General features: G+C 70.5%; 23 protein-coding genes and 1 pseudogene. 10 read left to right on the top strand and 14 right to left on the bottom strand.

All coding sequences use genetic code 11. The features are described 5' to 3' along the window. Position 1: 1 nt before the first annotated feature. Complete coding sequence (locus tag FL583_RS03745; RefSeq protein WP_142703028.1) at positions 2-547, top strand: hypothetical protein; 546 nt, start codon at positions 2-4, stop codon at positions 545-547. A 479-nt stretch (positions 548-1,026) separates the two neighbouring features. On the opposite strand, the gene FL583_RS03740 is transcribed toward FL583_RS03745, so the two are convergent. The 4 genes from FL583_RS03740 to FL583_RS03725 form a co-directional block, all read right to left on the bottom strand. Continuing rightward, complete coding sequence (locus FL583_RS03740; protein ID WP_142703027.1) at positions 1,027-1,335, bottom strand: hypothetical protein; 309 nt, start codon at positions 1,333-1,335, stop codon at positions 1,027-1,029. A gap of 551 nt (positions 1,336-1,886) precedes the next feature. Continuing rightward, positions 1,887-2,264 (bottom strand): type II toxin-antitoxin system death-on-curing family toxin, encoded by a 378-nt coding sequence (locus FL583_RS03735; protein ID WP_142703026.1) that lies wholly within the window; start codon positions 2,262-2,264, stop codon positions 1,887-1,889. Continuing rightward, positions 2,261-2,458, bottom strand: a complete 198-nt coding sequence (locus tag FL583_RS03730; RefSeq protein WP_142703025.1) for a ribbon-helix-helix protein, CopG family — start codon at positions 2,456-2,458, stop codon at positions 2,261-2,263. The genes FL583_RS03735 and FL583_RS03730 overlap by 4 nt, the downstream gene beginning before the upstream one ends. A 481-nt stretch (positions 2,459-2,939) precedes the next feature. Beyond that, on the bottom strand, positions 2,940-3,317 hold the full coding sequence (locus tag FL583_RS03725) for a DUF6188 family protein (protein ID WP_142703024.1): 378 nt from the start codon (positions 3,315-3,317) through the stop codon (positions 2,940-2,942). Between the two features lie 221 nt (positions 3,318-3,538). Between FL583_RS03725 and FL583_RS03720 the strand changes: the two genes are divergently transcribed. After that, complete coding sequence (locus FL583_RS03720; RefSeq protein WP_142703023.1) at positions 3,539-4,963, top strand: ATP-binding protein; 1,425 nt, start codon at positions 3,539-3,541, stop codon at positions 4,961-4,963. A 464-nt stretch (positions 4,964-5,427) separates the two neighbouring features. Here the strand turns inward: FL583_RS03720 and FL583_RS03715 are convergent, their stop codons facing one another. The 3 genes from FL583_RS03715 to FL583_RS03705 form a co-directional block, all read right to left on the bottom strand. Then, positions 5,428-6,246, bottom strand: coding sequence for an SDR family oxidoreductase (locus tag FL583_RS03715; RefSeq protein WP_142703022.1), 819 nt, complete (start codon positions 6,244-6,246; stop codon positions 5,428-5,430). 69 nt (positions 6,247-6,315) lie between these two features. Then, positions 6,316-6,831: a hypothetical protein gene (locus FL583_RS03710; RefSeq protein ID WP_142703021.1), complete on the bottom strand. Its 516-nt coding sequence runs from the start codon at positions 6,829-6,831 to the stop codon at positions 6,316-6,318. Between the two features lie 34 nt (positions 6,832-6,865). Next, a complete protein-coding gene (locus FL583_RS03705) occupies positions 6,866-7,240 on the bottom strand; it encodes a MerR family transcriptional regulator (RefSeq protein ID WP_142703020.1) in 375 nt (124 codons plus the stop codon). 79 nt (positions 7,241-7,319) lie between these two features. On the opposite strand from FL583_RS03705, the gene FL583_RS03700 reads away from it, so the two are divergent. Genes FL583_RS03700 through FL583_RS03690 form a run of 3 tightly spaced genes read left to right on the top strand, consistent with a single transcriptional unit; the run spans position 7,320 to position 9,110 of the window. Next, positions 7,320-8,309 (top strand): aldo/keto reductase, encoded by a 990-nt coding sequence (locus FL583_RS03700; protein WP_142703019.1) that lies wholly within the window; start codon positions 7,320-7,322, stop codon positions 8,307-8,309. Positions 8,310-8,353: 44 nt separating this feature from the next. Further along, positions 8,354-8,683: an ArsR/SmtB family transcription factor gene (locus FL583_RS03695; RefSeq protein WP_142703018.1), complete on the top strand. Its 330-nt coding sequence runs from the start codon at positions 8,354-8,356 to the stop codon at positions 8,681-8,683. After that, positions 8,676-9,110: an SRPBCC family protein gene (locus FL583_RS03690; RefSeq protein WP_142703017.1), complete on the top strand. Its 435-nt coding sequence runs from the start codon at positions 8,676-8,678 to the stop codon at positions 9,108-9,110. Before FL583_RS03695 ends, FL583_RS03690 begins: the two co-directional genes overlap by 8 nt. On the opposite strand, the gene FL583_RS03685 is transcribed toward FL583_RS03690, so the two are convergent. Next, complete coding sequence (locus tag FL583_RS03685) at positions 9,097-9,774, bottom strand: hypothetical protein (RefSeq protein WP_142703016.1); 678 nt, start codon at positions 9,772-9,774, stop codon at positions 9,097-9,099. The genes FL583_RS03690 and FL583_RS03685 overlap by 14 nt on opposite strands. A 1-nt stretch (position 9,775) precedes the next feature. Then, positions 9,776-10,255, bottom strand: a complete 480-nt coding sequence (locus FL583_RS03680) for a SigE family RNA polymerase sigma factor (protein ID WP_142703015.1) — start codon at positions 10,253-10,255, stop codon at positions 9,776-9,778. 90 nt (positions 10,256-10,345) lie between these two features. On the opposite strand from FL583_RS03680, the gene sepF reads away from it, so the two are divergent. The 3 genes and pseudogenes from sepF (at position 10,346) to FL583_RS03665 (ending at position 12,148) form a co-directional block, all read left to right on the top strand. Continuing rightward, positions 10,346-10,603, top strand: coding sequence for a cell division protein SepF (gene sepF, locus FL583_RS03675; RefSeq protein ID WP_170323468.1), 258 nt, complete (start codon positions 10,346-10,348; stop codon positions 10,601-10,603). Positions 10,604-10,628: 25 nt separating this feature from the next. Beyond that, positions 10,629-11,537 (top strand): annotated as a pseudogene (locus FL583_RS03670) (cation diffusion facilitator family transporter); the annotation flags it as partial. Between the two features lie 38 nt (positions 11,538-11,575). Next, positions 11,576-12,148 carry a cadmium resistance transporter gene (locus FL583_RS03665; protein ID WP_142703012.1) on the top strand — a complete coding sequence of 191 codons (573 nt, stop codon included), beginning with the start codon at positions 11,576-11,578 and terminating at the stop codon, positions 12,146-12,148. Positions 12,149-12,154: 6 nt separating this feature from the next. Here FL583_RS03665 and FL583_RS03660 read toward each other — a convergent pair whose 3' ends face one another. Next, entirely contained in the window at positions 12,155-13,276 is a 1,122-nt protein-coding gene (locus tag FL583_RS03660) for an FAD-dependent oxidoreductase (protein WP_240746566.1), read from the bottom strand. Positions 13,277-13,301: 25 nt separating this feature from the next. Next, the gene (locus FL583_RS03655; protein ID WP_142703010.1) at positions 13,302-13,895 is read right to left on the bottom strand and encodes a TetR/AcrR family transcriptional regulator; all 594 of its coding nucleotides are present in this window, start codon (positions 13,893-13,895) and stop codon (positions 13,302-13,304) included. Positions 13,896-13,966: 71 nt separating this feature from the next. Here FL583_RS03655 and FL583_RS03650 point away from each other — a divergent pair, with 71 nt between their 5' ends. Then, on the top strand, positions 13,967-14,824 hold the full coding sequence (locus tag FL583_RS03650) for an SDR family NAD(P)-dependent oxidoreductase (protein ID WP_142703009.1): 858 nt from the start codon (positions 13,967-13,969) through the stop codon (positions 14,822-14,824). A gap of 360 nt (positions 14,825-15,184) precedes the next feature. Here the strand turns inward: FL583_RS03650 and FL583_RS03645 are convergent, their stop codons facing one another. Beyond that, on the bottom strand, positions 15,185-15,673 hold the full coding sequence (locus tag FL583_RS03645; RefSeq protein WP_142703008.1) for a MarR family winged helix-turn-helix transcriptional regulator: 489 nt from the start codon (positions 15,671-15,673) through the stop codon (positions 15,185-15,187). Between the two features lie 89 nt (positions 15,674-15,762). Here FL583_RS03645 and FL583_RS03640 point away from each other — a divergent pair, with 89 nt between their 5' ends. Then, positions 15,763-16,134 carry a DoxX family protein gene (locus FL583_RS03640; RefSeq protein WP_142703007.1) on the top strand — a complete coding sequence of 124 codons (372 nt, stop codon included), beginning with the start codon at positions 15,763-15,765 and terminating at the stop codon, positions 16,132-16,134. A gap of 674 nt (positions 16,135-16,808) precedes the next feature. On the opposite strand, the gene FL583_RS03635 is transcribed toward FL583_RS03640, so the two are convergent. Both FL583_RS03635 and FL583_RS03630 read right to left on the bottom strand, forming a co-directional pair. Continuing rightward, complete coding sequence (locus FL583_RS03635) at positions 16,809-17,528, bottom strand: TIGR03089 family protein (RefSeq protein WP_205751812.1); 720 nt, start codon at positions 17,526-17,528, stop codon at positions 16,809-16,811. Between the two features lie 9 nt (positions 17,529-17,537). After that, positions 17,538-18,374 (bottom strand): LysR family transcriptional regulator, encoded by an 837-nt coding sequence (locus FL583_RS03630; RefSeq protein ID WP_170323467.1) that lies wholly within the window; start codon positions 18,372-18,374, stop codon positions 17,538-17,540. Between the last annotated feature and the right edge of the window lie 295 nt (positions 18,375-18,669).

The following is an 18,669-nucleotide window of genomic DNA, read 5'->3' as shown; positions in this document are numbered from 1 at the left end:
CGTGGAACCGATCGAGGTCGCCGGCTATCTGCTGGGTCAGCGCACGAAACAACTCACCGCTTCCTATGTTCGGCACGACGACCGGTCCGGGCGGCAGACCGGCCGGATCGTCTGGACCGACCGCGGGCTGTGGCTCGTCGAACAAGACGACGACTACGTGATGATCAGCGGGCCAGAAGCGAGCGAGATCCGGGTCGGGCGCGGACGCTGGCAGCGCGGGCCGTCGATCCCGCTGAGCCTGCCCGACAATCCCGCCGCATTCCTCCGTCCCCGGCACCTCCCGATCTGGGGACGCCCTCAGCACGACTGGCGCCTGGCCGGCCCGGTGACCGTCGAACGCCGGACCGCGACGCTCCGACTCATTCACGCCGACGATCCCGACGCCGATGGTCAACTCACCGCCGACCTCGACCTGTGCATCGTCCTGGAACTGCGGCTACCCGGAACCCGCACGACGCTGACCGAGGTCGACTATGCGATATCTCCCGAGCAGCAGCGCCTTCTCGCACGGGCAGAACCCACGCCGCAGACGGAGCCTCTCCGGTGATGGACCCGTCCGAACGCCCTAGACGGCTCGCCCCGCAGCCACCGTCCCGGCGCCAACCGCAGCTGAGAATCTTCCTGCCGGGCCGCCATCGGCTACGCCTGGACTTCTCCGGGGACGTAGACCAGTGGTCAGGGCCACTTCTCGCGGCGGCGGTGAGCGCTGCCGAGGCAGCTCCGCGTTCCGACATTCTCATCGACCTGGGTGACGTCACCACCCTTCACGACACGGCGTTGACGTCCTTCTCTGACATTCGCCGAAACGCTGCGCACCACAGCAGGTCGCTCACCTTCATCCGGCTCAGCGACGCCGCAGTGCGTACCTTCGATTTGCACAGGCACCCGTATTGAGCGTCGCCGGCTACCGCCTCATCCTTGCCAGTTCTGTCGGCGACCGCGATGGCATGGCTCTTGAGCTGACCGGCCCCGACGGCGAGCAGGTCGCCGAAGTTTTCGAGGACGGGACCACAGGTGCGCGGACCTTCAGGATGTCCGGAGACCGACAGGCCCCGGTGGCCGCAATCGAGTGGCTCGTAGCTGAAGCGCGCGCTCGACTCTGAGAACTGGAAGGACCTGAGCCCAGATCAGGTCCGCCAGCTCGGCGCGCAGGCGACGAGCATCAGCCTTCTCCGCGCCCAATCGTGTCGAGAACTCCCAATCCTCGACCGCCTCCATCGCCTCGTTCACGCAGTTGGCCAAGAGCGGCAGCTGATCGCGCCACACCGTCAGCGCGACCCGGTCACCGCGGATCACCGACAACTCCCGCTCGTACTGGGCCTCGGCCTCCGGCACGCGATCGAAGAAGTCCTCCCAGAACCCTCGTCTGAGCCAGGCACGCGGACCGAGCCTGAGAGTGCCGTCGAAATCGAGTTAGCCCCCAGTTCGCCGGCACCGCTTCATCGGTGGTCTCGAGCATCTCGGCCGGCCAATAGCCTGGCGTTCCGTCCTCCGCGAGAACTCGAACCTCGATGCGGCCGCCGGCAGGGATGAGCACCGTGGGTACCACGTACTCCGCACCAACCCGAAGCCAGGCACTCTCCGCGAGACTTGACCCATCGACCGGGCTGACGATCTTCCGGCAGCGAACCTTCATCTCAACTCCCACGGAACAACTCGCGCGATCGAGCCGTCTGAGGTGGGGTCCCGAAAGGGACATCTACCACCAGAAGTATCTTTCCGACGCAAGAACCCGTACGGATACTGCAACCATGGTCCGAATGGGCTTTCGTGCCCGATCGGTGTCGGGCGATGCCGGCGCAGACCGAGGTAGAGGTTCCGGGCGCGGCGCACTGACGCTCTAACGCGTGATCACGGGCGGTCCGGCATCAGCCGGGCCGCCCAGTTCATGTCCGAACGAAGGTCTTCAAACGGTCGGCGATCTCGGCGACGTCGCTCAGTTCGCCGGAAGCCACGTCTACGACGAAGTCATACGCGTCATCGTCGGCCGGATCGAGTAGGACACCGTTCTTCGCGCAGAATACGTACGTCGCGAGCCACGCCAGGCGCTTGTTGCCGTCTACCAGCGGGTGGTTCGCCGCCAGAGAATGCAGCAGCGCCGCTGCTTTCGTGAACACGTCGGGATAGGCCTCCTGGCCGTACATCCCTGCCCGCGGACGATGCACCGCCGCGTCCAGCAAGCCGAAATCGCGAATTTGGACATCGCCGCCAACGGCGTACCGCGCGATGACGAGCGCCTGCTCGGTGGTGAGGAAGCGGGTCACTCGCCGAGGCGACGCAGTAGATCGGCAAAGCGCTCGGCGCCCTGAGCCGCCAACTGCTCAGTGAGCGCATCGTCGTCGGCCCGCATCAGGTAGTCGTTGATAGCCGCCGACGCCACCTGCTCCATGCTGCGGCCCTCGACCTCCGCCCGACGGCGAAGCGCCTCGGTCTGCGCGTCATCCAGACGAAGAGTCATGGCCATGTCCTCCAAGATAGCGTTTTGCTCTCGCGCGGGAGATAAGCAAACCTCGGCTCCGCCCGGACCGCTCAGCACACCGACGAGCGCACTGAGATGGCGGGGCAGCGCTCGCACAGCGGCATCGCGATGAGGGACCGTCATGTCGGCAAAGGCTCGGTCTTCGCGGTCAGTGACCGGCAGACCCAGAAGCAAGTTGTGAATACTCCGAGGTATTCGCGATGCCGAAAATGCACATGATCGCGACTGCTACCACCAGCAGTACCTGTTGGACGCGAAGGACCCGTACGGGTACTGCAACCACGGGTCCAACGGGCTGTCGTGCCCGATCGGTGTCGGCGCGATGCCGGCGCAGACCGACGTCGAGGTCCCGGGCCCCGCGCACTGACGCTTTAGCGGTCCGCACGACTCTGGGCGGTCCGAGACACAGTCGGGCCGCCCGTTGCGTGCCCGGCGCCCTCCTCGTGCTCAACTCCCGCCACTAACCCGCAGGCCATGAAGTGACTTCCCCGCCCGGCCCGCAGATCACCTTCACGCCGCCCGGTCCAGCCACCGTCCACGATTCATATTCGTCATCCGGCCCGACGGTGAGCGCCGGGCCACGATCGAAGGTGATCGCGAGAAGCCCGGACCGACTCACCTCGGCCGCCTCGACCGCGCGCCCGACCAGCGCGGCAAGGGCCGGCGATGCGATCTCGCGTCCGTAATACGTGGCCGGGTCGACCATCACGCCCGCGTGCGGTGTGCGTAGGCCGAAGCGGCCTTCGATACGCACCTCCCACCCCGCCGAGAAGGCGAGATTCACAGAGAAGCCCCACTCGAACGAGTCCAACGTGCATCCGGCCAGCGCGATCTCCATCGTGACCACCTCAGCCTGAACACCGGACGCAACCGGCCACGCTTTGACTGGGCTGCAACCCTACGACCCGCCCCAGGCGAGCCTGACCGAGGCCGCTCAGCGCGGCGCCGCCAAATTGCCGCGCGGTCGCGACAGGTAGCTACCACGCATGAAACTTTCGCTCGGGAAACTTTCGCTCATGATAGCTATGTGGGTATCGATCGATCGGTGAGGGGGCAACGGTGGCCGGATTTGTGGGACGGGCACGTGAGCTGAAGCTGCTGTCCGACCTGGTAACCGGCGTGGCCTCTGGCAGCCGGACCGGAAGGCCGGGCAAGGCGCTGCTGATCCGCGGGCGGCGACGGGTCGGAAAATCGCGCCTGGTCGAGGAGTTCATAGAACGATCTGGCCTGCCCAGCGTGTATTTCACCGCAGTGGGTGGGTCTCGCTCCCAAGATTTGGCCGGCTTCACCGCTGCGATTGCGGAGTCGGACCTGCCGCACGCAGAGCTTGTGGCCGACTTCGGCACACCACAGACCTGGGACGCTGCTCTAGGCGTGCTCGGCCAGACTCTTCCGACCGACACCCCGAGCGTCGTCATTCTGGACGAGCTACCGTACCTGGTCCGCGAGGATGTGACCTTCGAAGGCTCTCTCCAGAAGGCGTTCGACCGCACCCTCTCCCGCTTGCCGGTCCTGCTCATCTTGATCGGATCGGACATCGGCATGATGCAGGAGCTGAATACCTACGGCCGACCGTTCTATCAGCGCGGCACCGACCTCGTCGTGCCGTCCCTCAACCCCGCCGAAGTAGGCGAGATGCTGGGACTGCGCGCTGCGGACGCGTTCGATGCCTTCCTCGTAACCGGTGGGCTGCCGCTCATTCTGGAGGAATGGCCTGAAGGCGCGAACCTCTGGATCTACCTGGCAGCTGCTCTCGGCCGCCCCACGTCGCCGCTGCTGGTCAGCGGCGAACGAGTGCTTGCGGCAGAGTTTCCCACCGAGGCACTGGCGCAGCAGGTACTTGCTGCGATCGGCAATGGCGAGCGCACTTTTACGCTGATCGCCAGGGAGGCCGGCGGAATGTCACCGGCCACGCTGACCAGGGCGTTGGACGTCCTTGTCTCACGCCAGATGGTGACATCAGAACTTCCGTTGTCGACGCAGGCCAGCAAGCTGACGCGCTATCGGATCAGCGATCCCTATCTGCGGTTCTGGCTCGCCTTCGTCCGAGCCGGAATCCCCACGATCGAGCGCGGTCGGGGAGACCTGGTCCTGCAGGGCATTCGCTCACGCTGGACCGATTGGCGAGGCCGCGCGATCGAGCCGGTAGTCCGCGACGGCCTTTGGCGTCTCGCTGACGACCAGCTTCCGGACGGCAGCGACGTGGTCGGGAGCTACTGGACCCGGAACAACGATCCTGAGATCGACATCGTCGCGGCAGACCGCAGTCCGGTAGCAAAACGCATCACCGCAGTCGGATCGATCAAATGGCACGACCGCGCCGCCTTCGACGTGAGAGATCTGGCTCGACTGGCTCAGCACCGAGACCGCCTACCCGGCGCATCCGCGGACACCGCGCTGATCGCCATCAGTCGGACTGGCTCCAGCGTCGACGGCCTGAAGACCCTTCGGCCGGACGAGCTGATCTCTGCTTGGCCGCTCTGACCGGAGCCCACATCAACGAGCGGTTCGGCGATCCGTCGGGCCGCTCGCTTGCTTTGCGCCGTCGCTAGCGAGCGCCGGGCAGCGCTCGACGTGTGGAGACCCGACTGCCTGACCCGAGGTGTGCCGGTTACTGTCGTGACGCGGCCGGAGTGCGATTCATGGACGCCGACGAGGCTAGGGCTTCGCGCCCGACCGGGCGAGGCATCGTCCGGGTACCGGGTTACCTCCCTCCGGCCGCCTCACGGTGAACCGTCCCCGGACGACGGCGATTGCACCGTCCTCACGTGGGACCCGTCGGCCGAGGTTCGCGGGCTGGCCGGCGTCGAAGTCCGGCGGAACGCCCGCGAGATCCGGGTGGCGCGGCCCGCCGACCTCGTCCGACGTCAGGACCGGGCAGCCGGAAGCGTCGTGGGTGACGTCGGAAAAGACTCGCCCCACCGGGCGAGGATCCCAGGGCGGGCCGGTTACCGGACGTCGGTGCTGGCCGCGAGGTCGCGCTGGGCCTCCAGGTCGGCCAGGCGCCGGGCGAGGACGGCGCGCGTCCGGGAGAAGGCGTCCGACCCCAGCAGCAGGCGCAGCGGCGCCGGGTCGACGTCGACGCTGGCGATCATCGCCGCCGCCATCTTGGCCGGGTCGCCGATCGCCGGGGTGCGCAGTGCCCCGCGGTACGCGTGCGCCGGACCGCCGTCGTACGCGTCGATCGCCGGCGCGAGACGCGCGCTCCCGGACCGGAACTCGGTCCGGGCGCCGCCGGGCTCGACGATCGTGACGCCGATGCCGAACGGCGCGACCTCGGCCGCGACGGCCTCGGCGAAGCCCTCGATGCCCCACTTGGTGGCGTGGTACAGCGACGTGGCCGGGAACGCGACCTGGCCGCCGTAGCTCGACACCTGAAGGATGCGCCCGGAGCCCTGCGCCCGCAGGTGCGGCAGCGCGGCCCGGATGAGCTGGATCGACCCGATCAGGTTCGTGTCGACGATCGAGCGGATCTGCTCGTCGGTGTACTCCTCGCCCGCGCCGAACAGGCCGAACCCCGCGTTGCTGACGACGACGTCGATGCGTCCGAGGTCGGCGAACGAGCGGTCGACGACCTCGCGCAGGGCGGCGGTGTCGGTGACGTCGAGCAGTTCGGCCCGGAACGCGCCGGGGTGGGCGTCGACCAGATCGTCGACCGCGTCGGATTTACGGACCGTACCGACGACGCGGTCGCCGCGGTCGAGCAGTTGTACGGCGAGCTCGCGGCCGAAGCCGCTGCTGACGCCGGTGATCAGCCAGGTGCGCATGAGCTCAGCAAACGCCGACGGCGGCGCTCCCGGGAGGGCCTGAGCATCGGGGTAACCCCGGCCCCTCCCTCAGGTTCCGGCCGGGCCCTGGGCGCGGTAGATCGCGGCCTCGTCGCGATCGGCCGCGGCGTCTTCGCGGTCCTGGGTCGCCGCGGACCGGTCGAACGCGGCCGCGTGGCGGTCGTCGGCCGCGGCGCGCCGATCGGCCGCCGCGCGGCCGCGCGCCTGCCGGAGTTCGTGCAGCTCGAGCCGGATCTGCTGGCGGTCGCGCAGGTTCTGCTCGCGGTCCGCCGTCGCCATCTCCCGGTCCAGCACGGCCTGCTCGTACCCGCCGCTGTTCGACCCGGCCGCGTCGTCGCGCGCCTCCGCGGCCCGGTCACGGCCGGCCGCGGCGGTCAGAAGGTTCTCGATGCGACGCCCGGCGACGACGTCGAGGTCGTCGGCGGCCTCAGCGACGGCGTCGCGGTCGATCGCGGCGTCGTCTCGGGCGGACGCGACCTCGTCGCGCCGGGAGGCCTGCGAGTCGCGCTCCAGCGCGGCGCGGTCGCCCGCATCGGCTCGGTCGTCCCGGCGGTTCTGGCTCATCGCGGCTCGCCGCCTCTCGTCGGCGGAAACCATCCTAGTCGTCGGTCCAGGCCGTGCCGGACTCGTAGGTGTGGATCTTGGCGCGGATCTGGTTCAGGTGATCGTGCAGCCGTTCGATCTGGGCTTCGACCCGGCGTTCGTGGACCCGGAGAACGTCCAGGCGGGCGTCGGTGTCGGTCGCGTCGGTGCGCATCAGGCGGCTGAAGTGGTCGATCTCGGCGATCGGCATGCCGGCCTCGCGCAGGCAGTGCACGAGCGACAGCCAGCGCAGGTCGACGTCCGTGTAGCGGCGGCGCCCGGCCGCCGTGCGCTGCACCGGCGGCACCAGGCCGACGCGCTCGTAGTAGCGGATCGTGTCCGCGCTCAGGCCGGACCGGCGAACCGCCTCGGCCCGGGTGTAGGACTCCACGACTCCAGATTGCCACTTGAGGTGGAGCGCGCTCCATGAACGACGGTGACCGGGTCGATCCACGACCCAGGGAGCATCCGTGCGCTACCACCTCCTCGGCCGTACCGGCCTCCGCGTCTCCGCGCTCGGCCTCGGCACGATGACGTTCGGCTCGGCCGCCTGGCACGCCGACCCCGGCCAGGCCCGCCAGATCTTCCGCCGCTACCTCGACCTCGGCGGCAACTTCGTCGACACCGCGAACATCTACGGGGGCGGCGCCAGCGAGGAGCTCGTCGGCCGCTTCGTCGAGGAGACCGGCGCCCGCGACCGGCTGGTCCTGGCCACGAAGTTCGGTGGCCCGGTCGACGCGACCGACCCGAACGGCCGCGGCAACGGCCGCAAACACATCCTGTCCGCCTTGGAGGCGTCCCTCCGTCGCCTCCGGACCGACTACGTCGACCTCTACTGGCTGCACCTCTGGGACCGGATGACGCCTCCCGAGGAGGTCATGTCCACGTTCGACGCTCTGGTCCGCGACGGTCGGGTGCGCGCGGTCGGGCTCAGCGACGTACCGGCCTGGTGGACGACGAAAGCCCAGCTCGTCGCCGATCACCGGGGCTGGGAACCGGTCGCCGCCCTGCAGCTCGAGTACTCGCTGCTGCAGCGCACGATCGAGTGGGAGCTCGTCCCGGCGGCCCGCGACCTCGGGATGAGCGTCGTCGCCTGGTCGCCGCTGGCCAACGGCCTGCTCACCGGGAAGTACTCGCCGGACGGAGGAGAGGGCCGGCTGACCCGCGGGTGGCCGGGCCGGGAACCCGCGCCGACCGAGCGGGACTGGGCCGTCGTCGAGGCGCTGCGGGAGGCCGCCGAGGCGATCGGGTGCCACCCGGCGCAGCTGGCGCTGAAGTGGGTGACGGGACGGGACGGGGTGGCCGGCACGCTGATCGGCGCCACGACCGTCGAACAGCTCGAGGCGAACGTCGGCGCGCTGGACGTCGAGGTTCCGAGCTCGGTCGGGCGGACGCTGGACGAGGTGAGCTACCAGGTGCCGACGGTCTTCCCGCACAACGTCTACGCACGGTTTAGTTAAGTATCTGCTTTACCATTGCCGTCGTCCGGGCTATGGTTAAGCACATGGTTAACCATCTCGACCGGGCGTTCCAGGCGCTGGCCGACGGCACCCGGCGGGCGATCGTCGAGAGGCTGGTGCAGGGACCGACGTCGGTGAGCGACCTGGCGCGGCCGTTCGACATGTCGTTGCCCGGGGTGTTGCAGCACCTGCAGGTGCTGATCGACGCCGGGTTGGTGGCCACGGAGAAGACCGGGCGGGTGCGGACCTGCCGCATCGAGCCGGCCGCCCTCCGCGCCGCGGAGGGCTGGATCACTACTCAACGGACCGGCTGGGAGCGGAGCTTCGACCGCCTCGGTGACGTACTCGAGAAGTCTGGAGACAGCGATGACTGACCGTTCGGTGATGACGTCCACGTTCACCCTGGAGCGCACGTACTCGGCGCCGCCGTCGATCGTGTTCGGCGCCTGGGCCGACCCGGAGACCAAGCGGTCGTGGTTCGCGCCGACCGCGGACGCCCACGACCTCGATTTCCGCGTCGGCGGCCAGGAGGTCAACACGGCCGGCGACATGCGCTTCACGTCGACCTATCACGACATCGTCGACGGCGAGCGGATCGTCTACACGTCGACGCTGGCCAACCGGGACGAGACCGTCACCGTCTCGCTGACGTCGGTGCAGTTCGTCGCCGACGGCGACGGAACCCGGCTGGAGCTCACCGAGCAGAACAGTTTTCTCGACGGTCACGAGCAACCGTCCTGGCGCGAACAGGGGACGGCCACCTGGCTCGACGCGCTGGGCGCGGCGGTCAGCGGGTCGTAGAGACGCCCTGGGCGACCCTCGTGATCTGGTCGACGGTCGAGTTGGTGGTGATCGCGACCACTGCGCCATCCTTCGCCGTGATCACGGCGGTGTAGATCGTCACCTCGGAACCGTCTTCCCGCAGGATCCGGGCCCGGCCGGCCGGCACCCCGAACTCGTCGATCCGACGTGCGCCGCCGGCCTGCCAGGCGATCAACCGCCGGGTGATGTCGGTCCGCTCGGCCGCCGACTTCGTGGCCAGCGGCCGGCACACCGTGACCCACAGCCAGTTCGCTCCGCCGTCGTCGAACCGGCGGGCGGAGATGATGGCCGCCGGATCGGCTTGATCCACGCAGTCGGTACCGGCCGCGACGAACCCGCAGACGCTGGAGATGGTCTGCCGGCCCGGGCGCACACCGGGTGGCAGCTGTCCGACCGAGAACCCGTCTATCAGCGGTGACACGTCCGGTGCCATCGAGATCCGGCTCGTCGCCACCCGATCGCCCGGACGATCGACGGCGAGGATCAATCCGGCGAAAACGACGAACATGACCATCGCGCCGGCCATCAGGCCACGGACAGCGCGTCGGCGCTTGACGCCCTGCCGCACGCTGTCGACGAGGTCGTCGGTCAGCGGGATGTCCCACGCGGCGCCGACCAGCAGGTCTTCCTCGGGTGACGGCATCTCACCTCTCCTGCGCTAGCTGCTGGCGCAACGCTGCGAGCCCGCGTGACACCTGCGACCGCACGGTCTGTGGCGTGCACCCGAGCAGGCGGCCGATCTCGTCGTCGGGCAGGTCGGCGAAGTACCGCAGCGCGATCGCCGCCCGCTGCTTGGGCGGCAGCCCGGCGAGCACGTGCCGGACCGCGTCGGCCGAGTCGACCGCGGACAGCGCCGCGTCCTCGTGTGCCTTTTCAGGAACCTGCTCGACCGGGACGTCACTCACGCGCCGGCGCCGGTTGAGGAACAGGTTGACCATGGTCCGCTGCGCGTACCCGACCGGGTTCCCGTCCCGCCGGATCCGCGGCCAGGCCAGCCCGACCCGGATCAGCGCTTCCTGGACGAGATCCTCCGCGGCCGCCCGGTCGAGCGTCAGGACGTGTCCGAAGCGGAGCAGTCCGGCGCCGTGCGCGCGGACGTACGCCTCGAAGTCGGTGGCCCTCACACTCTGACTACACGCCGAGCGGTGCGAAACGTTGCATCCCCCGGCGCGCGTCTCCTTTGAGCCCCGACGCTCGTGCAGCACACTGATTCGGTGGTCAAGACACTCCGTCCGCAGAACTACAACGAAGTCTTCTACGTCGGCGACTGGTTCCGGTGCGGTACGCCGGTCGTGATGGACCTGAACGAGTACGAGGAAGACGACGCGACGCCGCTGGTCGACTTCGCGACCGGCCTGGTGATCGGATGCGGAGGGGCGATAGAGCGCATAGCGCCGCGCTTGTTCCTGCTGCTACCGGCGTCGATGGTGGAGGCCTACGAGGAGTCGCGGACACCGACCCTGGTGCCCTGAGCAGGGGTGTTGTTGCAGGTCAGTGGCGATGGAGTCCTCCCGCGAGGGCTTGCGGGCACTGTGGATCTCCCTGGTGGTTCTCGGGCTCACGGCGGCGGCCCAGGCGGCGATCGTGGTGCTCTCGGGATCGGTTGCGCTGCTCGGCGACACCCTGCACAACGTCGCCGACGCACTGACCGCGGTGCCGCTGGGCATCGCGTTTCTCGTCGGGCGGCGGGCCGCCACCCGACGGTTCACCTACGGCTTCGGCCGGGCGGAGGATCTGGCCGGACTCGCGGTGGTACTGACGATCGCCGGATCGGCGGTCCTCGCCGGCTGGACCGCGGTCGATCGGCTCCTGCATCCGGCGTCGATGACGCACGTCGGTGCGGTTGCGGTCGCCGGGCTCATCGGATTCGTCGGCAACGAGGCCGTGGCCCGGTACCGCATCCGGGTCGGACGGAAGATCGGCTCCGCGGCGCTGGTCGCGGACGGCCTGCACGCCCGCACGGACGGGTTCACGTCCCTGGCCGTCATCGCGGCCGCTGGCGGCGCGGCGGTGGGGTGGAGTTGGGCCGACCCGGTCGTCGGGCTCGCGATCACGGTGGCCATCGTTGTCGTGCTGAAGGACGCGGCCGCCGAGGTGCTGGCGCGACTGTTGGATGCGGTCGATCCGGTGCTGGTGGACGCGGCCGAGAGCGCGATCCGCGCGACCCCCGGCGTCGACGCCGTCGGCGCCGTCCGACTCCGCTGGATCGGTCACCGGATGCACGCCGAGGCGGACGTCGTCGCCGATGCCGATCTCACGCTGGTGGCCGCACACGAGCTCGCGGCCCGGGTCGAACATCAGCTGTCGCATGCGATCCCTCAGCTGGGCGGCGCGACCGTGCACGTCGACCCGGCCAGCCATCCGGGCGCGGCCCACCACGACGAACTGGCCCACGCCCCGAGCTGAGCGGGAAGCCCGGATTGCCGAGAACCGAAAGACGACCCATGAGCCTCGGCATCATCGGGCAGGCCATCGGCCTGTTCGCCGTCACGAACATCGACGACATCCTGATCCTCGCGCTCTTCTTCGCCCAGGGCGCCGGGCACCGCCACACGCTCCGGAACATCGCGCTCGGCCAGTACCTCGGCTTCGCCGGGATCCTGGTCGCCGCCGGGCTGGCCGCGTTCGGCGCGACGTTCCTCCCCGACGCGGCCATCCCCTACCTCGGCCTGCTCCCGATCGCGCTGGGGATCAAGGCCGCCGTGCAGGCGTTCCGGCACTCCGGCGACGACGACGGCCCGCAACCGGCCACGAGCGCCCTGACCGTCGCCGCGGTCACGTTCGCGAACGGCGGCGACAACATCGGCGTCTACGTGCCGGTCTTCGCGACGGCCGGCGCCGGCGGCACGAGCGTCTACGTCGTCGTGTTCCTGGTGCTGGTCGCGGTCTGGGTGGCGGCCGGTCGCTTCTTCGCCACCCGTCCGGCGGTGGCCGGGGTGCTCTCCCGCTGGGGGCACGTGCTCCTGCCGGTCGTCCTGATCGGCATCGGTCTGTTCATCCTGTCGGACGCCTGGTAGCCGGACTCAGGCCGACGTCAGGAAGTCGATCAGGCCGTAGGGCGCGCGGTCGCCGAGGCAGAGGTCGAGGATGACGTGCGTGTCGACGGCCTCGGCCTCGCTGCGCGGGAACATCGCCGCCTCGTAGGCGGCGAGCGCGGCCTCGACGTCGTCGGGGTGCGCGACGATCGCCTGCGCGAGCTCGGCCCCGTCGAGCATCGCCAGGTTGGCGCCCTCGCCGTTCGGCGCCATCAGGTGGGCGGCGTCGCCGACGAGCGTGACGCCGGGCACGCGGTCCCAGCGGTGACCGTCGGGCAGCGCGTAGATCATCCGCAGCGTCGGCCCGACCTCGATGTCGGTGATCAGCGCGGTGAGCTCGGGCGCCCACCCGTCGAACTCGGCCGCGACCCGGGCGGCGGCGCCGGCCGGATCGCCGAAGTCGATCCCGGCGGCCCACTCGGCCGGGCGCGTCAGCTGCACGTAGGTGTGGATGACGTCGCCGGCCTCGCGGTGCGCGGTGATCCCCTGGCCCGGGACGAGCGCGGCCATCGAACCGGCGCCGACGGCTTCCGCGGACGGGGCGTGCCGCTCGTCGACGTCGTACTGGTAGGTCTCGACGTACGTGATCCCGACGTACTCGGGCTTCGCGTCGGACAGCAGCGGACGGACCTTCGACCAGGCACCGTCGGCACCGACCAGCAGGTCGGTCGTCACGGTCTCGCCGTCGGTGAAGGTCAGCTCGTGGCGGCCGCGGCCACGGTCGCGCGACGCGGCCGAGGCGAGCTTCTTCCCCCAGCGGATGGTGTCGGCGGGAAGCGACTCGATGAGGATCCGGCGCAGATCTCCCCGGAGGACCTCCGGACGCGCGTCGTCGCCGGTGTCCGGCTCGTCGAGCAGCGCTTTTCCCTGCGGGTCGAGGATGCGGTTGGCCCCACCCCCCTCGTGGATGATCGCGCGGAACTCCGCGGTGAGCCCGGCCGCCCGGAGGGCGGGCTGACCGTTGTGCTGGTGGATGTCGAGCTGCCCGCCCTGCGTGCGGGCCCCGGCCGAGGCTTCCGCCTCGTAGATCACCACGGGGACGTGGTGGACGTGGAGGACGCGGGCGAGCACGAGCCCGCCCAGGCCCGCACCGATGATCGTGACAGTCATGGCCACTCCCTGGAACGTTGATCCATCAATCATGGAACGGCGTTCCACGCCGGTCAAGAACGAGCGCGGCGAGCAGGGCGACCAGCTCGTCGGGGTTCGTGTGCCACTTCTCGACCGTGAGGTGGCCGCTCACCTCCATGCCCGTGATGCCGTGGGCGCTCGTCATCAGGAGGGCCCCGTAGCGGTAGGCGTCGGCCTCGCCGACGAGTTCGGCGACGATCGCGAGGAACTCGTCCTGGCTGCGGCCGGCCGCGTTCGCGATCGCCGACGGGTCGCCGGACGGGGTCGTGAACATCAGCTGGTAGAGGCGCGGTTGGCGGCGGCCGAGCTCGATGAGGCCGGTCAGGGCGCTCTTCAGTTTGTCGGCCGGTTCGAGGTCGGGGTCGGCGCGCAGCGCCTGGACAGCGTCGCCGATGCGCTCCCAGGCCTCGGTCGCGATGGCCGTGAGCAGGCTCTCCTTGTCGGCGAAGTGCCGGTAGGGCGCGCCCCGGCTGACGCCTGCCCTGGCTCCGACCTCGCGCAGGGTGACCGCCTCGGGGCCGCCGGCGTCGAGCAGTTCGCGCGCGGCCTCCAGGAGAGCTTGACGGGTGGCGGCGGCTGATTCGACCCGGGTGACCATGCCTCCAGCTTACTGTTGACAATGTCATCTCAGTCGCTAACGTAGGTGAGGTGACAACGTCAACTGAAACTATGATCGTCGTGACCGGCGCTTCGACCGGTATGGGTGCGGCCAGTGCGCGCGAGCTGGCTGGGCGCGGTTTCCATGTGCTGGCCGGGGTTCGCCGGGAACGCGACGGGGAGGCGCTTCGGGCCGACGGCGTCGAGCCGGTGCTCCTCGACATCACCGATTCGGCGCAGATCGCCGCGCTGGCCGCCCGGGTCGACGCCGACCCGCGGCCGCTGCTGGCGCTGGTGAACAACGCCGGGATCGCGGTGAACGCGCCGGTCGAGGCGTTACCGATGGACGAATGGAGGCGCCAGTTCGACGTCAACCTGTTCGGGCACATCGAGGTGACCCAGGCGCTGCTGCCCGCCCTGCTGCGGAGCCGGGGCCGGGTCGTCAACATCAGCTCGATCGGCGGGAAGGTCGCGCTGGCGACGTACGGCGCGTACGCGGGGACGAAGTTCGCGCTGGAAGCGGTCAGCGATGCACTGCGCCGGGAGTTGGCCCCGCACGGGGTGCAGGTGGTCGTGGTCGAGCCGGGTGGGGTGCAGACCGAGATGGCAGCGCGGGGTGTCGAGACGGCGACTCGATTGGCGTCGGGGATGAGCGCGGCTCAGAGGGAGCGGTACGGGGCGTTGATGCAGGCGGTGATGTCGCATGCGGCGGCATTTACGGCGGGAGGGGTGTCGGCCGGGGCGGCGGCGCGGGTGATCGCGCGGGCGGTGACTGATCGGCGTCCGCGGACCAGGTACACGATCGGGCGGGATGCGGCGGTGATGACGCGGTTGACTCGGGTGTTGCCGGATCGGGTGCTGGATCGGGTGGTGGCGGCTGATTTGCGGAAGCACTTTCCGAGTTCGGAGGGGGTGCCGAGTCGGGGGTGAGGTCGCTGTTCTGGGCTTGGAGCTCGCCGCGGAGGGGGTCGTCCCGGGGGCGGGGCCCCGTTCGGAGGGGCGGGGGCTGGGCCCGGAGGGCGGGGGCGCGGCCCGGAGGGCGGGGGCTGGGCCCGGAGGGCGGGGACTGGGCCCGGAGGGCGGGGGCTGGGCCCGGAGGGCGGGGGCTGGGCCCGGAGGGCCGGGCTCGGACCGGAACGCCGGGGCCCGGACCGGAACGCCGGGGCCCGGACCGGAACGCCGGGGCCCGGACCGGAACGCCGGGGCCCGGACCGGAACGCCGGGGCCCGGACCGGAACGCGGGGCGCGGGCGGGCTGGTGTGGCTGGCTGGGACCGGGGGCGGGCGGGATTTAGTAGGGGCGGGCGCCTGGGTAGGGGCCGTCCGGGTCGATCGTGCGCATGATGCGGCCGCAGATGTCGTGGAGCTGCCTGGGCTGGGCCTTGGACAGCGGATCGAGGACCAGACGCCGAACCTCGGCGACGTGGCTCGGCGCGGTCTCGGAGACCTTGGCCTGGCCCTCGTCGGTGAGGATCGCGAGCGTGTAGCGGCCGTCCTCGGGATCGGGGGTGCGGCGCACCCAGCCGCGCTTCTCGAGGCGGCCGATGGCCTGGGAGAGGCGCGGGAGCGAGCCCTCGGAGATGTGCGCGAGCAAGCTCATCCGGAGCCGGCGGTCGGGCGCGTCGGAGAGCCCGGCGAGCAGCATGTACTCGAAGAGGTTGATGCCGGCGTCGCGCTGGAGCTGGGCGTCGAGCGAGCCCGGTAGGCGGACCAGTACGGAGAACAGCGCCAGCCAGGTCCGGAGTTCGTCGGGGTCGAGCCAGCGAGGTTCGTCGGTCACGTCGAGATCCTAGCAGTGACTTGCATGTTTAACTCATAGCGGCCTAGGTTGACTTCACTGTTTAAGTCATCGCTGGGATGTGGAGAGTCGTGAACGTTGTTCTGTGGGTCGTTGCTGGGCTGGTCGCGGCCGCGTTTCTGTTTTCCGGTTCGTTCAAGCTGGCGCTGACGCACGAGAAGTACGTCGCCGCCCAGGCGTGGGCCGCGGATGCGCCGAGCTGGGCGCCGAGGGCCATCGGCGTGCTCGAGGTGCTGGGCGCGATCGGCGTCGTGCTGCCGGCGGCGGTGGACGTGGCGCCGGCTTTGGTGCCGGTGGCGGCGGCCGGCCTGGCCGTGGTGATGCTCGGCGCGGTCGCGATGCATGTGGTGCGTCGTGAGTACGCGGCGCTGGTGCCGAGCGGTGTGCTGCTGGTGCTGGCCCTGGTAGTGGCCTGGGGACGCTTCGGCCCGTACGCGTTCTGACGTCCGCTCAGTTGCTGGGGGTGGGCGTCGGGCGGGCGGGCGGGCGGGCTGGCTGGCTGGAGCGGGGCTTCGTGTGACGGCCCGGCGCGCTGTGCTCGGCTGGCCGGCGGGCTGGCCGGCTGGCCGCCTGGAGCGGGGCGCCGTGTGGCGGCCGGGCGCGCATCTTCGCTGGCCGTGCCCAACGGATCGTGCGGCTTTGCGGGCGACAGCAGCCCGCCAACCGCGATCGGCGCCCGGCCCGGGACGCGGTCCGCGCCGTGCTGGTCGCGGCCGACCGCACGGCCGTGCCGGTGCGACCGGCCGCACTGCCGCGGACACTCCGACCGCGCCGCACCCCGACCGCGCCGCACCCCGACCGCGCCGCACCTCAACCGCGCCGCACTCCGACCGCCCCGCACTCCGACCGCACCGCACTCCGACCGCACCGCACTCCGACCGCACCGCACCTCAACCGGGCTACCGTCGCGCCGATCCGCCGCTACGAATACGACCGCCCGGCGCGTCGGTCGACGTCGGCACGAAGGACCTCAGCACGATTCCCGACGGCGGCCACCGCGCGCCCAACCGTCAGAAGACCGCCAACGCCCGCCACCGCGATGCTCCCCCGCGCCTGGCTGGCACCCGGCCACCCGGCACCCGGCACCCGGCACCCGGCACCCGGCACCCGGCCGGGCCTACAGGACGTGGGTGGCGTTCTCCTCGGCGCGGAGGTCGGTCAGACGGTTCCGGTCGAGATTGGCACAGACCACTACCGAGGCCCCCACCGCCAACGGGGTCAACAACCAGTGGATCGGCTGCTCGAACGACGCCGCATCGACCAGCAAGCGGTCGCCGGCGCGCAGGCCGATCTGGTCGGCCACGCCGGCCGCGATGCTGCCCAGCTCGCGATAGGTCGTACCGCCGACGCTCGCCTCGTCGGTCCAGCGCAGCGGCGCGTAGGAGGGCAGGTCGGGGCTGTACCGCAGCACCTCGACGTCGTAGTCGAGATCGTCGACGACCTCGCGCCCCATCCCCAGCACGAAACAGTGGGTGGCCTCGGGAAGGTTCTCGAGGAAGCTCCGCCGCCGCTCCGCGCTGACGAACCGCGCATCCACCGGAGCGCCGTCGAGCAGGCCCGCGGTGGACCAGCCCTGGTACGACACCGACACCCCGGCGGCCCAGGCCCCGAGCAGCACACCGGCGGTCTGCCAGTGCGGCGGGAGCAGCACGGCCGCGGTGTCACCGACCTGCATCCGGCAGTCTTCGTGCAGCAGGCGGGCAGTGCGGGCGGCCCAGCCGGACAGCTCGCGGACCGACAGCTCGACCCGCTCACCGGTCGCGTCGTCGCGGTAGATCAGCATCGGTTGATCGACGGAAGCGGGTAAGACGGCGTCCGGCACCGCGAGCTCGTTCACGCCAGCAAGTTAGCGCAACGAGCGACGCTCGGCCGCGATATCCACAGCCGTCCGGACGAACGACGCGAGCGCCTTCGAGCGGTGCTGTTCGGGCCAGGCGAGTAGCACCGGCAGCTCGGGGGCGTCCGAGACCGGGACCGCGGCCACGTCCCGGCGCAGGTGGTGACCGGCCGAGATCGGCGCCAGGTGGATCCATCGGCCCAGGGCGACGAGCTGCGGCAACTCCCCCTGGCGAGGCACGGAGCCGTCGCCCGTCCACAGCGGGGTCGGTTGCGCGTGGACCTCGTCCATCGTGATCGACGGGCGTGCGGCCAGCGGGTGATCCTGCGCCACGACGAGGATCTGGCCCTCCCGGAACAGCTCCTCGCTGTCGAGGCCGGCCAGGTCCGGATCCTTCCCGTAGATCAGGGCGACGTCGCCGACGCCCGCGCGCAGCAGCCCGGCGTGCTCGCGGAAGCCGCAGGTGTGGAGGTCGACCGGGACGGCGTCGGGGGCGTGCTCGTACTCGCGGAGGACCTCGGCGAGCATCCCGCCGTCGGCGCCCGGCTTCAATACGAGTACCAGCCGAGGCTGGTCCGATCCGGCGCGACGGGCGCGGGCCACCGCCGCGGTCGACGCCTCGAGCAGCCGGCGCGCGTCCTCCAGCAGCACCTCGCCGGCCGCGGTGAGCAGGACGCCCCGGCTGGTGCGCTCGAACAACGGCACGCCGACGCGGTGCTCGATCGCCTTGATGGCCCGGGACAACGGCGGCTGCGCGATCCCGAGCCGAGCGGCCGCCCGCCCGAAATGACGCTCCTCCGCGACCGCGACGAAGTACGTCAGCTCGCGAACCTCCAGCGTCTCCATACCCCCACGGTAAGCGCCCCTGACCCGCCGTACTAGCGGCTGCTCGCCGACGAGCGTCGAGGCCGGCCCGGCTGCTGCCCGGTAACTCGCGATCTCCGCCGACCCGGTCGACCGCGCTGCTGCTCGGTGACTCCGATGGGCAGCCGGCCGCGACGGCGTCTCAGTCGCCGATCGATGTCAATCCTCCGGTGATGCGCTGGCCGCGGATCAGGCTCGACTGGCGCAGATCCCCAACGACATCGCCACCTAGCCACCCACCGGACTGCGCCAACGGCACAGACGTACCGAACGACCA

It is taken from the genome of Cryptosporangium phraense, assembly GCF_006912135.1.
Lineage (GTDB): Bacteria > Actinomycetota > Actinomycetes > Mycobacteriales > Cryptosporangiaceae > Cryptosporangium > Cryptosporangium phraense.
Note: the sequence above shows the minus strand (reverse complement) of the source record. Positions and strands in the feature narration are given on the sequence as shown.

Excerpts from the sequence above, each read along its gene's own strand:
- FL583_RS03730 (WP_142703025.1), bottom strand. The coding sequence starts at position 2,458 with ATGACTCTTCGTCTGGATGACGCGCAGACCGAGGCGCTTCGCCGTCGG.
- FL583_RS03725 (WP_142703024.1), bottom strand. The coding sequence starts at position 3,317 with ATGGAGATCGCGCTGGCCGGATGCACGTTGGACTCGTTCGAGTGGGGC.
- FL583_RS03715 (WP_142703022.1), bottom strand. The coding sequence starts at position 6,246 with ATGCGCACCTGGCTGATCACCGGCGTCAGCAGCGGCTTCGGCCGCGAG.
- FL583_RS03710 (WP_142703021.1), bottom strand. The coding sequence starts at position 6,831 with ATGAGCCAGAACCGCCGGGACGACCGAGCCGATGCGGGCGACCGCGCC.
- FL583_RS03695 (WP_142703018.1), top strand. The coding sequence starts at position 8,354 with ATGGTTAACCATCTCGACCGGGCGTTCCAGGCGCTGGCCGACGGCACC.
- FL583_RS03690 (WP_142703017.1), top strand. The coding sequence starts at position 8,676 with ATGACTGACCGTTCGGTGATGACGTCCACGTTCACCCTGGAGCGCACG.
- FL583_RS03685 (WP_142703016.1), bottom strand. The coding sequence starts at position 9,774 with ATGCCGTCACCCGAGGAAGACCTGCTGGTCGGCGCCGCGTGGGACATC.
- FL583_RS03665 (WP_142703012.1), top strand. The coding sequence starts at position 11,576 with ATGAGCCTCGGCATCATCGGGCAGGCCATCGGCCTGTTCGCCGTCACG.
- FL583_RS03660 (WP_240746566.1), bottom strand. The coding sequence starts at position 13,276 with ATGACTGTCACGATCATCGGTGCGGGCCTGGGCGGGCTCGTGCTCGCC.
- FL583_RS03655 (WP_142703010.1), bottom strand. The coding sequence starts at position 13,895 with ATGGTCACCCGGGTCGAATCAGCCGCCGCCACCCGTCAAGCTCTCCTG.
- FL583_RS03650 (WP_142703009.1), top strand. The coding sequence starts at position 13,967 with ATGATCGTCGTGACCGGCGCTTCGACCGGTATGGGTGCGGCCAGTGCG.
- FL583_RS03630 (WP_170323467.1), bottom strand. The coding sequence starts at position 18,374 with ATGGAGACGCTGGAGGTTCGCGAGCTGACGTACTTCGTCGCGGTCGCG.